Raw genomic sequence first — 16,309 nt, 5'->3', positions numbered from 1 at the left:
GATACTACATGCCCGAAGTCGAGCAGCGCCAAGAGCGCGCTTGCGATCAGAACTTTACGCCGGCGCGAACGCCATAGAGGCGAGGGTCGGAGAAGTTGGCCGTCGGAAAGGTGCCAGGAATGACGGTGGTCACAACCACCTTATTCTCGATATTCTTGATGAAAGCCTGCACATAGTAGCTGTCGTTCGGTGCATTATAAGCGATGCTTGCATCGGACCGCATGTTCCCCGGCACGCGATACTGGTTGAAGGTCGCCAGCGCGGCGAGCTTCGAGGAATCAACGATACGGGTATGGACGTTCGCTGCGATGTTGCCGCCATTGGGCAGGGTGAACGTGTGCGTGTATCCAGCCGAAACGGTGAAGCCAGGCGCGCGATCGAGATGGCGGCCGCTGAAATCGACGGTGGGCGAGAGCTGGAATTCATCATATTTCGCGTTGAGATAGGCGAAGGAAAAGTCGAACAGCATAGGTGCGATCGGGCGGATCGTACCTTCAAGCTCGATGCCTTTGACTTTGGCCTTGGCGGCGTTGGTCGTAACCGAGCAGGGGCCGCCGCAACGGGTCGAAATCTGCGTCAGCTGAATGTCGTTGTAATTATAATAGAAAGCGGCCGCGTTCAGGCGGACGGCATTGTCGAGAAAGCGGGTTTTGAGGCCGATTTCATAGGAGGTGAGCGTTTCGGGATCATAATAGAGCGCCGCTTCAGTCGTGGGCGATACGCAGTTGGGCGACCCGGTCGAACAGCCGTCGTTGAACCCGCCAGCCTTATAGCCGGTGGAAACGGTGCCGTAGAGAAGCGTTGCGGTGTTCAGGTCGAAGTCTACCCCGGCCCGCCAGGTTACCTTCGAGAATTTGCGATGCGCATCGTCGATCGTGGAAAGATCGCCAGCGCCGTCGCAAGCGTAAGTGGCGCAGCGGCGCGTCCCGCCCTTACGGGACTTGTCATCATGCGAATAGCGGACGCCACCGGTCAGACGCAGCGTGTCCGTCATCGACCAGGTCACTTGGCTGAACGCGGCATAGGATTCGCTGATCGTGGGATCCCGCAGGAAGCTGTAGATATAGCCTACCGTGTTGGGGGTGGCAGAGATCAGGCCGTACAAAACCTGATTGAGACCACTCTTTTCCTTGAAATAATAAAGGCCTGCCTGCGCCTTTATCGGACCATCGCCCGTGGTGTAAGCGCGAATTTCCTGGCTATTCTGCCAGTAGTTTCCGTTAAACGTACTGGGAATGACCGTGTTGTTGTTCCGCAGATAAGCCGTATTTTCGTCGCGCTTCAATTTGCGATAGGAGCCTAGATACGAAACCCCGATTCCGCCGAAATCATAGTTGAACTCTCCATGGATGCCCCAGGTTGTGTTCTTGCGGGTCAGGCTGGTGTTAATCGCATCATCGAGGCGTCCCAACGTGCTCGCGCTCTGGTTGTCGCCGATGTAGATTGGCGTCTGGCCCGAACCGGTGTTGGTGTAGAAGTTGGAGAGACGCACGCCGTTCTGCAACTGTCCACCCAGATGAGAATAGTCACCACGAATTATCAGTTCGCCTTGGTCAAGCTTCATCAGACCGGTTAGACGTGCGGATATGTTCTCCTTGAAGGGATCGAGGTCGGTCGTGACGCGTGAACTGGGCTTCAGAAAGCTGTCGCGCCGATCGTAATTGACAGCGCCGCGCAACGCAATTGTTTCTGAAACCGGAACGTTAAGGACAGCAGTGGTCTGAACCTGATTATAATTACCATAGGTCGCATCGACCCGGCCGCCAAAATCAAAGGTCGGCAGATTGGTAATGATGTTGACGAGGCCGGCCGTGGTGTTGCGGCCAAACAATGTTCCTTGAGGGCCACGCAGTACTTCAACGCGGGCTATGTCGAAGAAGCTGGCCTCCTGCGCTTGCGGACGGGCGATGTAGATGCCATCCTGCATGAATGCAGCGGAGGGGTCGCCTTTTTCGGAGCCGTCAGCAGACGTAATTCCGCGAACCGTTATTTGCAGTCCGTTTCCGTTGGCGCGGTCGATCGAAACGTTGGGCACAGTGTCGGCGATCTGGGTGGGGTTTGTGACGCCCGCAGTGATCAGCGAGTCCCCTGTGACTGCCGTGAGCGCAACGGGCGTCTTTGAGGCAAGGCTGGACGTTCGCTGTGCGGTCACAACGATGTCGCCGGGAATGACTTCACCGCCTTGCAAAGTGCTATCTTGTTGCGGAGCAATTGCCTCGCCCGACTGCTCAGCCTGCGCCGGAGGCGCTATCAGGCACAAGGCGATCGCCGCGACCGAGAAAAGAAGATGTGTGTCTTTCATAAAACCTCCCCAGGAAATCTCGGCTTGAGCCGAATGCTTATTTGCCGAGTGCCAGTCCATTGCGGACCGACCGGCTGCGTTGTCCGGTCATGTCAGAATGTGGTGAGTGCGTCAAGAAGTTGAAATATGATATTCGTATATGAAACTTAATTCGTTGCCGCATTGTGAGTGAATGGGGTTATAAACTCATTGAAAAATCGTGCTTATATGGCGATCTTGTCCCGGTTGACGAAGGGTCCGTCATCCCTTCTCACAATCGACCAGCGTGATGTGGCGCAAAAATAATTTGGAGACGCATCCGGGCCATCTGTCACGCCACGAGCGAGGTTAAATATCGGAAGCTGCGAGCGAGCGAGCCCATTGGTTCGGACCGGTGCGGTGGATCCTGTTCAACGAAAAAGTCGCGGACCCCAGCGGCGTAAGCGGCTGGCAGCACGGTAGTCCAATCTATCTGCCCATCACCGGCAGAGGTCGGATTTTGAACGAAAGCGTAGTTGCTGGTCCCCGGTAGCATGTCCTTGACGTGCATCTGGGCGAATCTCCCCTTATGTGCCTTGAGCAGAGATAAAGGATCGAGTCCTGCGGTGACGGCCCAACCGACATCCAGTTCGAATTGCACGAACGCTGGATTTGTATGGCGCAGCATCACCTCCAGCCCGGTTTCTCCACCTGGCAGCGGTGCAAATTCCGGGTTTTGATTGTGATAGGAAAACCGCAGGCCTTCATTCGCCAGCCGACGGCCGACATCATTCATGAAGTCGGCATTGCGCTCCCAATCCTGGCGGGCCATGGCCAGTCCAACCCGCTTGACCCAGTCTAACTGACTTTCATCAGGCCTGCGCAGATCGGCGCCTGGTGCGAATAGGTAGCGGGGCATGACGATCGTCCTGGCTCCAACTATCTGCGCAGCTTTGACGAGCGGCCCCAATTGCCCAGACAGGCTGATGGCGTCGGGCCTAGAGGGCAGGGCAGGGATGTGGATGCTTGTGCATTTTAGTTCGGCGCGATCCAGGCTTTTTCGGAGTTCCAGAGCGGTTTTATCCAGAAATCCTGCCAGCTCGATCGTATCGAAGCCGATCTTGCGAACCTCCTGTAACGTACCGTCGAGGTCGGCGGTGACCTCGTTAATCAACGAATATATCTGCACGCCGAGCGATAGGTTGTGGCGTTGGAAGAACGGCTTTTTCATCGCTCTTGGTGCCGCATATGCTTGCCCGTACAGTGTCGCGATGCCTGCGGAAACGCCTGTCATGAACACACGACGATCGACCTTCACGGGAGTATCCTTCCTTGAGAAATTGGTGCCATTTGCCGTTGTCTGTTCAGGGCGACAACAAATCGCCTACGACGGGCCTTGAAGCTTTTTATATTTTGTATATGAAACTAGCAATTCAAAATAGGTGAGGAAGATGCGAGGCAATCCCGGTGAAGCAGGCGAAAGCACGGTAACGTGCGGTGTCGAGAATGTACGCCGCATTGCGGCCATGCTGGATCTTTCTCCCTTTGATTTGACCAGAGAGCAGATACTTCCAAGGGGGTGGCATTTTCCGCTCTTCGGGTCACATACGCGTCGTTCGGACCTGCGCCATGACGGTTTCCCTGGCTTAGGTGTTCCCATGCCCGATCTGGGGCTGCCGCGGCTTGTGCTTGCCGGTCGTACCGTCACCTATGACGCAGATCTGCCGATCGGTGCCATTTGTTGGCGAAGGGTGGGGATTGAGGCGGTTGACCATCGTACCGGCGCAAGCGGTGCCTATGCTATTGTAACCATTGCCCTTCAGCTTGGTATCGCTGGACAGGGCCTGCCCTCGATCACGGAGGAAACCAAATATTTTCTGCTGGGATCCGAGACGCCGCGTACAGTAAAACCGGGGGGCAGCCCTCTCTCACTAGAGCGGTTCGCCTTGACCAAGGCATTTGTACCTGACGATACGCTGCTCTTTCAGTTTTCGGCGCTTGGCTTCAATTCTCACAAGATACATATTGATCGTGCCTATGCGACAGATGTCGAGGGCTATCCCGACTTGGTGGTGAATGGTGGACTAAGCACGCTGCTTCTTACCGAGTTTGCGCGGAATGATTTGGGAGTGCGTCCTCGCAGCCTGAAATTAAAGTTTCTGGCGCCGCTGTTTGCAAATCGAACTATGACTTTTGGTGCAGAGAAGGGCGAAGGGGCCTGGATGTTCACAATATTTGACGATCAGCAAAGACCTGCGGTCGAAGCGGAGATGTCGATATGAGCTTTTCGGCGCTCAAGGATGTACGGATTCTGGATCTGACCAGTGTTGTGGTCGGACCGGTCTGTACGTTGCGGCTGGCGCAATATGGCGCCGATGTCATCAAGCTGGAGAGCCCCGAAGGGGATTTGATGCGAGGCCTTGGTGGCGTGTCGCCTTCGGGCGAGCATTCAGGGACATATCTGCATCTTAATCGCGGCAAGCGGAACATCAGTTGTGACCTTAAATCTGCTGCTGGTCGTGAGATTGTCGGCAAGCTGGTGGAGTGGGCGGATGTGATCGTTGCCAACATGCGGCCGCGTGCGCTTGAGAAATTGGGATTGAACGCCCAGACGATACGCGATGCCAATCCTGGCAAGATTTACTGCCTTATTACAGGGTACGGGACCGACGGTCCTTATTCGGGGCGGCCGACCTATGACAGCGTCATCCAGGCCGCTTCGGGCGTTACCGGTCTGACGCTGGAGCGGGACGGTGCGCCTGCTTATGTTCCGATGCTGATCTGCGATCACATCGTGGGGGAAATCGCCGCGGGTGCCATTCTTGCTGCGATCGTGGAATGGCGTGCCACCGGGTTGGGGCGTAGCATCGAGGTTCCCATGTTCGAAACCATGGCGGCTTTTGTGTTGCAGGAACATCTTGCGCAACATAGTTTCGATCCGATGGTCGGTCGGGCAGGAGACCGCCGCTTGCTGACGCCCAACAATCGCCCGACGCAGACCAAGGACGGCTGGATTTCCTTCACAGTCAATACCGATAAGCAGGTTCGCGCATTCTTGGAAGCGACCGGCCGAGAAGCGCTTGTCCAGGATGCGCGGTTTGCGACAGTGGGTGCTCGGGCCAAGAATAATGATGCCTGGTTTGAGGTACGCGGAGCGCCGCTGACCGAGCGCACCACTGAGGAATGGCTGGCGCTGTTTCAGCGCGCCGACATCGCATCGCAGCCTTGCAATACGCTCGAGCAACTTGTCCGTGATCCGCATCTGACAGCGGTGGGCCTGCTTGGAGAGGAGGATCATCCGGTCGAAGGGCGAACGGTCACTATCCGTCCTACCATAGGTTTCGACGAGAAATATGCGCCAGTAGGTGGTTTTGCCCAACCGATTGGTTGGGCGACGGAGAGCATTTTGGCGGAGCTGGGTGTGAGCTCTGCTTCGGCAGACAGCGATTAAGAGATGTGTCCATCGCTTGAACGGTGCGGTTTGGTAGGTCAGCAAACTCGCCACTTAAGATTTGGGCATCGAACTGATGGGTGCCGTGGCGGTGGCTTTACTAGCTTATTTGCGTAGCTAACACCTTGTTTCTCGCGGGAGTGGTCGCATTCAGCCATGCGAATACGCCCGATAGCGACGACCCCGGTTGCAAATTTTGCACATGCGGCAATAAATTGCATATTTAGAATCTGAAATGCATATATAAATCTTTGATGGCCTTCGAGTCTGGCGCGCCGACGCTCCATCTTCCGTTTTCCGGCCTGATGGTCCTTCGGCTCTTTTACGGCTGCATGCCAATGCTGGAGCGGTGGACAATGAATTTGCAAAGGAGACGGAAATGAAATTTAAGTTCCATCACATGAATTTGTGCACCGATAATCTGCCGCGGCTCACAAAATTCTACAGCCAATTGTTCAGCTTGGGGGCGATCACGGACGAGGAACATACCGTTATCAGCCGAGACCGCGCTGATCGCGCCTATACAGGTGCAGTAGATTTTCTGACAGATGGCGACATCGAGTTTCACTGGGCTGAACGAGATCTCGACACCGGCTTCAAAATGAATGCGTCGGTGAACCCCATGGGACACGGCCATTTCTGTTTCAGGACCGATGATATCAAAGGTTTCATGAAGCGCTGCGACGAAATGGGTATTCGCTATTCCGACTATGGCTGCTGGGCTATTCCAGGTTGGTACCAGGTCTTCCTTCAGGATCCTGACGGCCATGTTATCGAAGTGCATCAGCCGGGTATATTCAACGGCCTGTAACCGTTTTTCTGACTAGCTTATCGGGGACAGGTCTGCCCGGTCTGTCCCCGCCTGTCTGCCTATCGCCCTTTAGGCGCGCCGCGCGTCGCCTTGTTGGAAATGATGCATGAGACCCGCTCTATGGTGAGCCCCACCTTCTTGACCCCGCGAGCAGAGTCTAGCCATTGCGGTCATGATCGCGGCCTGTAGGCTCTTGCTTGTATTGCCTTGGATATGGTCGACACGGCAAGCAAAACCTTGAGCCTACTGCTTGAACGCACGCACGAAGCCCAACCGGCCGCGCATAGCGCCCATGGCGTGCGTGCGCGCGGCTGGTTGGACGCAGTGAGAGTGCATAGCCGCGAAGTTGAGATGCTCTGCGGCAACGCAATGGCTTGCGCGCTGGTTAAGGGCCGGTCATAGACATATTTTAGCTACTGAAACCCGTCATATGGTCCAGATGAAAAACGATAACGAGGATAAGCTTGCAACCAACACCTATTCCGCGCCTGCGCTGGATAAGGGATTGGATATATTGGAGTTACTCTGTCGTACCGGATTGCCGTTGACGCAGAAGGACATCGCGCAGCGCCTGGACCGCAGCGTTGGCGAGATTTATCGTATGCTGGATTGCCTGGTGAAGCGCGATTATGTTGCGCTCTCAGACGATGCTTATCAACTGTCTACAAAGTTGTTTGAGCTGGCGCACCTTAATCCACCAATGCATCGGTTGCTGATTGAAGCCCGTCCTATCATGGAGACGCTGTCAAGCGAACTCGAGCAATCCTGCCATCTCACCGTATGGGGCATGGGGCGTCAGACTGTAATTGCGAAAGTAGATGTTCCGACGGGCATGGGGTTTAGCGTGCGTGTCGGGTCCGAACTTGACGTCATTGTGTCAGTCTCAGGGCGTGTCCTCTTAGCGTTCCAAACGGACGAAGTCCGCGCGACACGGGTGTCCGAAGCGTTGGATCGCAGGCCAGACCATGCTGATCCGGAGATCGACCGCAAGTTGGATAAAATCCGCAAGCGCGGGTTCGAAACAAAACGCAGTGGCCAGGTGCGGGGACTCTACGCAGTAAGCTATCCAATTCTCGACACTCAGGGACATGCTGTCGCGGCATTGACCGTTCCTTATGCAGAACGCATCGACCAGGAAGGGCGAAAGTCAATTCCCCAGGTTGAAGAAGCGTTAGGAGCTGCATCTGTACGCCTTACCTCGCAATTGGGCGGGCGCAAGGCAGGCGAAGGCGCGTAGGTTTTATAGGGCCTGAGCACTCCCAAGCGTCTTTCTATTTCGCTCCGCTCGGCTTGTTGGCCTGCAGAAATCCCTCCATCTCGATCCAGCTGACGAACTGGTCTATCATGCCCGTGGTCGTGGTCCCTGGCACACCCAGGTTGAAGCCGTGGCCTCCACGGGCATAGGCGTGGAGTTCCACGGGTCGCTTCGCCTTGTGCCATGCCTCGACGATCGGAAAGCCCATCGTCGGGAAAAGCGGATCGTCAAACGCGATGGCGGTAAACATTGGTGGCGCGTCGGTAGGCACTTGCACGCTTGCTTGGGGCCCGTAGATATAGCCGATGAAGTCTGGCCCTGTCCCTGGCTTTGTCGCCAGAACGGCGTTTAGGGTCGTCATGGCGCCGGCTGAGAAACCTATCATCCCGACCCGCCGGGGGTCGATATGCCAATCCGCCGATCGCTGGCGGACCAGTGCAAGCGCTGCAATCGCATCCTGTGTGGATGGCGGATATTGGAGCGCGGGCTGTTTCGTAGGGTCGGGCAGGCCTTCACGCACATGATTATCCATGAAGCGTGTGGCCTCGGCATTATCGATGGGCGTAGGCATGATCCGATATTTGAGCACGAAGGCCGCGATGCCACGATCAGCCAAGGCCCGGGCCACGCGCCAGCCCTCTGGATCGATCGCAAGCAGCATGAAGGCGCCGCCTGGCGCTACGACCACGGCTGCACCGGTCGCTTTTGCCGGATCTGGCAGAACAGGGGTCAGCGTCGGCCGCGTGACGTTGCGTACGACGGCCCATTGGCCGTAATAGTTTGCCCAGTTTTCCGATTTCGCATGCCCTGGCGTTTCGGCGCCATATAGCGGGATGGCGTCGGGCTCGAGGGGAGGGCTGATTGCCTTGATTTGCGGATCTACGCCTTGTGGCTGTGCGCCAAGAGGAAAGCTAGCGACGAGGGCGACGCCCGCAAAAATAATTCTGCCCAAAGTCTTCATGTCACGCCTCGGCTTCATGGCCCTGGCCGCACAGGTGTCGGCACTGCCTGGGGGGGGAGGAATTGAAAATGGAATGAGCTTTCCGCGCGGGAAAGCTCATTCCAGTGTTTCAAAGCTTAGGGCTTCAGAATTTGAAGCGCCCGCCTATTGTGAAGTAACGTCCGATCACATCGTCTCCTACCACGGAGGGATATTGAAAGCCTGGCGTTCCTGAAAATCCGGCGATGACATAAGCGGGTGGCTGCTTGTCGAATAGATTCTGCACTGACAGGAACAATTGCTTGTCCTTGTCTTTTCCAATGAAGGCTGTGAAGGTCAGGTCGGTGTAAGCAACCGATGGCACGCGGGGAATTGCATAAAAGGTGCCCGGACTGGAATTCTCTTGTTCGTTGGTGCTTTGCCGCAGCGACGAACGCCAACGTTCCATGACATCGATCGAAAAATTCGAGGTCGTATAGTTGATGAATGCCGTCAGACGCAATTTGGGAACGCCACCCGACTGTTGGATCGCAGCCGCGCCAGCCAGGATTTGCGGATCCGTACCTGGCAGCAAGACGGAGGTAAATTCAGGTTGGTATCCCGCAAGGCCGCGAAGCGACATCTGGCCGTCAGACCCCAACTGGAAGCTATAGTTTAGCTCTGCATCGATGCCCCAGGTCTTAAGCGAGGCAGCGTTGAGTTTGGTCGACCGGACCAGCGTTGGCGCATTGGCGACCGAGCGATCGCTGAAGTCTAAGGGGCGTTCATAGAGGCTGCAAAAAGGCCCGGTACCGCCGGCTTCTTCGCAAAGATTCTGCACGGTGGCGAGCCTGCCATCCACCTCAGAAATGGCATTGGACATATTGATGCGATAATAGTCGATCGAGAGGCTCAGGCCCCGGAGTGACGAAGGCGCAAATACGACACCTGCGGTCAGGGTTCTGGCGACCTCGGGTGTCAGGCTGCTGTTGCCTGCGGTTTCAGTAGGAATGATCCCGTTAAAGCCGGTATGGGCGTCAGAATAGCCGCTGGTCGCCACTGTCGCAGGCTGGAATAGGTCATAAAGACTGGGCGCTCGGATATCGCGCGAATAGGTGCCCCGGAAGCGAAGCCCATCGATCGGAACCCACTCACCGCCAATTTTCCAGGTGGTGACGCCGCCGCTGGTCGAATAATCAGTGTAGCGAACCGCACCATTGAGACTTGCACTGCCAAGACCGGAATCTTTCAGCAATGGAAATTCCACCTCTAGCGCCGCTTCCTTAACGTTCTGGCTCACCGAAATCGGCGTGACCTGCGCGTTGCTGAAATAGGGCGTGGCACCCGGCGTGCAATTGAAGCGGATGCCGGTGCAGTCGGCCGTCAGCGTCGCGGGGGCGTTGGTTGTAACGTCCAGGCTGGTCCAGCGATATTCACCGCTGATAGCGAACCGCACAGGCCCTGCCCAATTGTCGAACGCTGTTCCGCTTAAGCTGGCTTCGATATTGTCCAGCGTGAACTCAGGGCGGGTCCGCGACGTTCCGAACACATAATCGAGCGCCGCCTGCTGCGTGGAAAGAGGCGCGCCGAACGCGTTGAGCGGTACGCAACCCGCCTGCGATCCGGGGTTGGTGAGGGTCGCGCGGCAGACGATATTGCCATTGGCAGTGCCGGTCCTGAACGAACCTTCGTCAACGGCGTCCAGCGCGGCATAAAGATTGCCATTGATCGTGTTGTTGATGAACGAATTGACTGTGGAACTTACGCCGTGCTGATAATAGACATTCCAATTCATGCCGCCGATTTTGCCGTCGAGGCCGCCAGCGGCGATCCACGTCTTGCTATCTGATTGAACGGCGATGCGATGGTCCGGATCGTCAAGGACGCGCCCGAAAATGAACAGCGGATCGCCAATCGCGGCCTGGGTAGCAGGGGCCAGGAAAGCGTTGTCGGTGCCGACCGCCAAAGGCAAGACTAGGTTCGGATAGAAATAGTTGAAGTTTCTGGACTTGGCAAAGACACCTTGAACGAAGGCGTTGATCCCGTCGGTCAGTTCATAATCCAGCCTTGCATAGGCTTGGTCGGTCTTGACGTCTGCGGTCCCCGACGATCCCTTTCCATAGAAGCCTTCGCCACCACTTTCCAGCGATCCACCCTGCGGCGTACCATGAACGAAGGGGCCGGTTACACCCGGTCCCGTGAACACTTGTCCAGCTAACGGACTGGAGAAAATCGAGCCCCGGAAACTGATTTGTGCGTTGCGAGCGTCCGAGATCAACCGGAACGGGTCTCCCTGCGTCCCGCTGCCAGCGATCGCGTAGACGGTCCTGCCAGACTTACGCGCTTCCTTCACGAAACCGTCCTGCTGGAAATGCTCATAGCTGGCCATGAAGTGCCCGCGATCATTTGCAAAGTCGGTACCGAAAGCGGCAGCGGCGCGCCACGAATAGGCGTCGCCGCGGTTGGAAATGCCTGAGTTGCCTTCCACTTTGAGGCCTTCGAACTTTCGGTCGAGGACAAAATTGACGACACCTGACACTGCATCGGACCCGTAGACCGCCGAAGCGCCGCCGGTGACGACATCAACCCGCTGCATCAACATTTGCGGCAGGATGTTCGCATCGACTGCGCCTGTATAGCTGGTCGGCGCGACACGGTGTCCGTCGAGCAGGATTAGGTTGCGCTGGATGCCAAAGCCGCGCAGGTTGAGATAATTGCCGGTCGCATTGTCGGTCGCATCGCCCTGGATGGCGCTGCCGCGCGAGAGCGCAAAGGCCGGTAGCTTCTTGAGAGCGTCCGAGACGCTCGAGGGGCTGGTGCGCAACAGCGAGTCCCGCGACACGACAGTGACCGGGGTGGGCAAAGCGTTTCCGTTGGACGTAATGCGCGTGCCGGTGACGACGATATCCGGGTCAGCCGTCGTGGCCTCCGCCTCTGTCGTCGCTGTTTGTTGCGCGCAGACAGGCTGGCACATCGCGGCAAAGCTGATTCCGGCGAGCAGATATAATTTCGATTTAGTCATGGATCCCCTCAATTCAGGCGGTTCGCCGCCATTCTCGTTGCAGGCATATTTCATAATATGGAATGGATTGCATGACAACAGAATTTGTAGGCGGACGTGGTCATTCATATGTGAACGACGCCTATCGCATTCATTTTGATGGTGGATTCTTTATTTGTGGATCACCACGTCTCGGAAATGCGAGCTCTTTCGTGGCGAAATATTTCATGGCTCCCACCCGCTAACGCAATTGGTTCGAAAGCCGTAGCGGCTGGCTGACCGATGGTGTAGATGCGCTCTGGACGGGCATACAACGTCCGTGCAACCAACTTTTTTGACCCTTTTCGTATCCCCAATCGATTTCGCGGCTGGCCGGCCGGAGTGTGCGAAAGCCACTTGGTACCGGGCGAAATTTTGAAGTGCAGTTTTTCTGCCGTTGCAGATGAGAGCTACAGGCCAACGATCAGGATTTTTGAACTTTCTCATCGCATCCTACGATGCGGCTAGTGTTTGTCGCAGCCATGCTAATGATGCACCGGCTGGCCAGCGAAATTGACGATGCGTACTATTTTGCTAACTATGGTCAAGGTCGACAGAGCGTCATTGCCGAGCAGGATGCGCATGGCGGGTTGGGATCCAGCATACGAATCAAGTTTGAGCGAACATGCTCCTACCTGCGCCGGGCCGCATTCTTCGGGGGGGGGGAGAAGGACTAGCCTCGGGGTGGCCGCTTCCAGGAGGACCGCGAGCGCGAGGCCCAGACTGAGCGGGCCAGCGGTTTGCGCGGCGGTACCGAACAAAGGGAGGAATCGCTCTAGTTGACGACACCGACTGGTTTGCGCCAGATCGTTGGATATAGGACGGGTTGCCCGAGAAGGAATGATGCATGCCAACACAAACGCCCAAGAAGCGCGCGGGAATTCAGTCCGTCGAGATCGGGATGCGCGTGCTTGAGGCACTGGCAGGGCTGGGCGGCGCGCGGCCGTTGGCCGCCATCGTGCGCGGATGCGGCCTTTCACCATCGCAAACACACCGCTATCTTGCCAGTTTGTCAGAGGCGGGGATGGTGCAACAGGATATCCACGGCAACTATGATCTTGGCCCCGCAGCGCTCAAACTGGGGCTCAGCGCGCTCGCGCGGATCGATGCTTTCCGCATCGCTGATGAGAAGCTGGCTGATTTTCGCAATCAAACCCAAAGTACGGTCCTGCTCGCAGCGCTTGGTCCGGAAGGTCCAACGATCGTGCGCTGGCACATGGGCCATCCACCGGTCGTAACCTCGCTTGCGCTTGGCTCCTTGTTGTCCTTGGTAAATTCGGCGACGGGACAGGTCTTTCTTGCCTTTCGGCCCGAGCCTGAAACCGCAGGCTTCGTACAGGCCGAAATTGCCCGCAACGCCACAATCGATGAAGCCTGTGTAGAAAAGATAAAAGCTGGCGTGCGCGAGCGCGGTATGGCGCATGTCGATGGCACCCTTATTCCTGGCCTGGATGCCAAGGCGTTCCCCATTTTCGACCTTCAAGGTAACGCGGTGTTAGCTGCGACCCTTTTGTCATTGCCTAACCCTCGGGAAGGCGGGAACAGCAAGTCAGCCTTGCAACTACAGGCGACGTGCAAGGAAATCAGTCAGGCACTTGGTGCGCCACATATGCTTCAATAGATTATCGGATTATATAGTGGTTCGGGCACCTGCTGGAGCTTGCCCGAGACAAGGTTGGCGAAGGATCAGCCAGCTTGTCCGGGCTGCGGACGCGGATCAACGAGCTTAAAGCCGGCCATCACTGATGGCCGGCTTTTTTGATAGAGGGGTCAGACAGGGTAGGGCTGGCCCGCCGGTTCGATCGTGATCCATTTCACTTCGGTAAATTCGTCAATTACGGCACGACCGTCGAACCGGCCATAGCCGCTATTCTTCATGCCGCCATAAGGGGCTTGCGGCTCATTCTGAACAGTCGCGCCGTTGACATGAACATGCCCGGCATCAATGCGGCGCGCGACGGTGAGGGCGCGGTGTGCATCCCGCCCGAACACTGCGGCCGCGAGGCCATATTCGGTATCATTGGCGACCCTGATCGCTTCGTCTATGCCTTTAACGCGCACGATCGTGGTGACTGGACCAAATGTCTCCTCGTCATAGATGGTCATGCCTGGTTTGACATGATCCAAGATCGTGGCAGGCATAACTACGCCATCGGCATGGCCACCCACAACGATCTGAGCGCCCTTGCCCAGTGCGTCGTCAATCATGGCGTTGATACGGGTACCCGACGCGGCATCGATCATCGGGCCTATGACACATGCTGGATTGACCATCGGGTCGCCAGATATCAGTTGGGCAGCGCGCTTTGCAAAGGCATCGACGAATTGGTCGGCCACAGCTTCATCGACCACGAAGCGCTCGGTCGACATGCAAATTTGCCCCTGGTAGAGAAATGTACCGAAAATCGCGGCGTTCACGGCGCCGTCGATATCTGCGTCGTCCAGCACCACAAATGGCGCTTTCCCACCAAGTTCGAGCAGGCAGCGTTTTAGATTGCGGCCCGATTTTTCCGCAATGATCCGTCCGATACGGGTCGATCCGGTGAAATTGATGCGGCGGACAGCGGGATGGGCGATCAGGCAGTCGATGACATCCGCCGCGTCGTCGGGCGCGTTGACCACGAAGTTCAGCACGCCTTCGGGCAGACCGGCTTCGACGAAGGCATCGGCTATAAAGGCATGGGTCTTTGGACTCATTTCCGAAGCGCGAAATATCACCGTGTTGCCGCAGGCGATCGGATAAGCGATTGCGCGTGCCGCCAGGATGACAGGCCCATTCCAAGGGACGATACTCAAGATGACGCCAACCGGCTGACGGAGCGTCATGGACAAGGTGTCGGGCTTGTCGGTCGGGATGGTTTCACCCTGGATTTGGGTCGTGAGCGATGCTGCTTCGCGAATGAGATTAGCTGCTGCCATGACATTGAAGCCGCCCCACAGGCCCGAAGCGCCCACCTCGGCAGCCATTGCCTGGGAAATGTCCCCGATCTTGGCTTCCAGCTTATCGGCCGCTGCGAGCAAAACTTGTCGGCGCTCGGTCGGTCCGGTCTTTGACCATGTCTTGAAAGCGGTGCCTGCGGAGTCGGCTGCACGTCTCGCATCCTCGACTCCGGCCGCAGCAGACGTTGTAACCACAGCGCCGCTTACTGGGTTACGTCGCTCGAACGTCTTGCCGCTGTCGGCAGATACCTGCCGATTGTCGATCAGCAAATGCACTTCCATCTTCGTCTCCCAAGCCATTTATCATCTACTTACTACGCCAGATTTCCCCTCACAGCGACCCGTGGGGCGCTCGCCTGGCATGTGAGTATTGTATGATATAAAACGGATTGCCCCAAATAAAATTTTATGTCAGGTTCATATCCTACGAGTTGATTCCTTCTGCGCGCTTTTCCCGGCGCGACAGTTTGGGCGGCTTCAGAATAAATCTTAGGAGATATGGCCTTGGGAATTCAGGATAGCCGCGGCATGAAGGCTGCAATCGTGCGGGAGAAGGGCGGCGAGATGCGCCTGGAGGATGTCACGATCGGGCAGCCCGCCGATGACGAGGTTCTCGTTCGCATCGTGGCTTGCGGTGTTTGCCACACCGACATGGTGGTGCGCGACCAACTTCTTCCCATGCCGCTTCCTGCGATTCTCGGCCATGAAGGTGCTGGCGTGGTCGAGGCCGTGGGCCGCAATGTGACCAACGTCGCACCCGGCGATCATGTCGTGATGAGCTATATGTATTGCGGTGACTGTTATCTTTGCGATGCCGGACATCCAGCCCACTGCGCAAATATCCTGCCGACCAATTTCGGCGGGAGCCGAATGGATGGAACCACCGGGACCACTGATGCGGATGGTCACGCGATCCACGATCATTTCTTTGGTCAGTCGTCATTCGCCGAATATGCGTTGGCCAGCTCGAACAATGTCGTAAAAGTTGATAAGGATCTACCGCTTGAAATCCTGGCGCCACTGGGTTGCGGATTGCAGACCGGCTCTGGTGCGGTACTCAATGCGCTCAAGGTGCGCCCGGGATCTTCCTTTGTGGTATTTGGCTCGGGAGCCGTCGGTCTTGCTGCGGTCATGGCAGCCAAGATCGCTGGGGCGACGCAGGTCATCGCTGTAGATGTCAATGCCGAGCGGCTTGCCCTCGCGATCGAGCTTGGCGCCACCCACACGGTTAACGCGAAGGACTGCGACCCGGTCGCCCGCATCATGGAAATCACGGGTAAGGGCGCCGATTTTTCGCTCGAAGCAAGCGGTCTGCCTTCCGTGCTTCGCCAGGCAGTCGACTGTTTGGGCTTTTTTGGTACCTGCGGAATTGTCGGAGCCTCGCCGCTTGGATCGGAGGTAACACTCGACATTAACGGGGTTATGATCCCCGCTAAGAAGATAATGGGTATCGTCCAGGGCGACGTCATCGCCAGCAGCTTCATTCCCATGCTTATCGAATTCTATAAGCAGGGACGCTTCCCGTTCGATCGTTTGATCAAACATTATGACTTCGCGGACATCAACCAGGCGATAGCTGACAGTGAAAGTGGCAGGACTATCAAACCTGTCCTGCGCATCGGCGCGGTTTGAG

At 56.7% G+C, this 16,309-nt stretch carries 11 protein-coding genes; 6 read left to right on the top strand and 5 right to left on the bottom strand.

Annotated features, from left to right (window positions below):
• Positions 1 to 46: 46 nt before the first annotated feature.
• Positions 47 to 2,362, bottom strand: coding sequence for a TonB-dependent receptor (locus BMX92_RS11725; RefSeq protein WP_093016596.1), 2,316 nt, complete (start codon positions 2,360 to 2,362; stop codon positions 47 to 49).
• Positions 2,363 to 2,612: 250 nt separating this feature from the next.
• Positions 2,613 to 3,578 (bottom strand): sugar phosphate isomerase/epimerase family protein, encoded by a 966-nt coding sequence (locus BMX92_RS11720; protein WP_093016594.1) that lies wholly within the window; start codon positions 3,576 to 3,578, stop codon positions 2,613 to 2,615.
• 133 nt (positions 3,579 to 3,711) lie between these two features.
• Between BMX92_RS11720 and BMX92_RS11715 the strand changes: the two genes are divergently transcribed.
• The 4 genes from BMX92_RS11715 to BMX92_RS11700 all read left to right on the top strand — a co-directional run bounded on the left by BMX92_RS11715 (position 3,712) and on the right by BMX92_RS11700 (position 7,759).
• A complete protein-coding gene (locus tag BMX92_RS11715; protein ID WP_143066772.1) occupies positions 3,712 to 4,542 on the top strand; it encodes a hypothetical protein in 831 nt (276 codons plus the stop codon).
• Positions 4,539 to 5,711, top strand: a complete 1,173-nt coding sequence (locus BMX92_RS11710; RefSeq protein WP_093016590.1) for a CaiB/BaiF CoA transferase family protein — start codon at positions 4,539 to 4,541, stop codon at positions 5,709 to 5,711. Before BMX92_RS11715 ends, BMX92_RS11710 begins: the two co-directional genes overlap by 4 nt.
• A 379-nt stretch (positions 5,712 to 6,090) precedes the next feature.
• Positions 6,091 to 6,522, top strand: a complete 432-nt coding sequence (locus BMX92_RS11705; RefSeq protein ID WP_093016725.1) for a VOC family protein — start codon at positions 6,091 to 6,093, stop codon at positions 6,520 to 6,522.
• Between the two features lie 430 nt (positions 6,523 to 6,952).
• The gene (locus BMX92_RS11700) at positions 6,953 to 7,759 is read left to right on the top strand and encodes an IclR family transcriptional regulator (protein WP_218145770.1); all 807 of its coding nucleotides are present in this window, start codon (positions 6,953 to 6,955) and stop codon (positions 7,757 to 7,759) included.
• Between the two features lie 34 nt (positions 7,760 to 7,793).
• Here the strand turns inward: BMX92_RS11700 and BMX92_RS11695 are convergent, their stop codons facing one another.
• Complete coding sequence (locus tag BMX92_RS11695) at positions 7,794 to 8,738, bottom strand: alpha/beta hydrolase (protein WP_093016588.1); 945 nt, start codon at positions 8,736 to 8,738, stop codon at positions 7,794 to 7,796.
• Between the two features lie 124 nt (positions 8,739 to 8,862).
• Positions 8,863 to 11,826, bottom strand: coding sequence for a TonB-dependent receptor domain-containing protein (locus BMX92_RS11690; RefSeq protein WP_093016586.1), 2,964 nt, complete (start codon positions 11,824 to 11,826; stop codon positions 8,863 to 8,865).
• Positions 11,827 to 12,583: 757 nt separating this feature from the next.
• Between BMX92_RS11690 and BMX92_RS11680 the strand changes: the two genes are divergently transcribed.
• The gene (locus tag BMX92_RS11680; protein ID WP_093016582.1) at positions 12,584 to 13,357 is read left to right on the top strand and encodes an IclR family transcriptional regulator; all 774 of its coding nucleotides are present in this window, start codon (positions 12,584 to 12,586) and stop codon (positions 13,355 to 13,357) included.
• 149 nt (positions 13,358 to 13,506) lie between these two features.
• Here the strand turns inward: BMX92_RS11680 and BMX92_RS11675 are convergent, their stop codons facing one another.
• Entirely contained in the window at positions 13,507 to 14,958 is a 1,452-nt protein-coding gene (locus tag BMX92_RS11675; RefSeq protein WP_093016721.1) for an aldehyde dehydrogenase, read from the bottom strand.
• Between the two features lie 246 nt (positions 14,959 to 15,204).
• Here BMX92_RS11675 and BMX92_RS11670 point away from each other — a divergent pair, with 246 nt between their 5' ends.
• Positions 15,205 to 16,308, top strand: a complete 1,104-nt coding sequence (locus BMX92_RS11670; protein ID WP_218145769.1) for an NAD(P)-dependent alcohol dehydrogenase — start codon at positions 15,205 to 15,207, stop codon at positions 16,306 to 16,308.
• Position 16,309 lies beyond the last annotated feature (1 nt).

Origin of the sequence: Sphingobium sp. YR768 (genome assembly GCF_900111125.1) — a bacterium.
GTDB lineage: Bacteria > Pseudomonadota > Alphaproteobacteria > Sphingomonadales > Sphingomonadaceae > Sphingobium.
The sequence above is the reverse complement of the archived record's forward strand: the minus strand, read 5'-3'. Positions and strand labels throughout refer to the sequence as shown.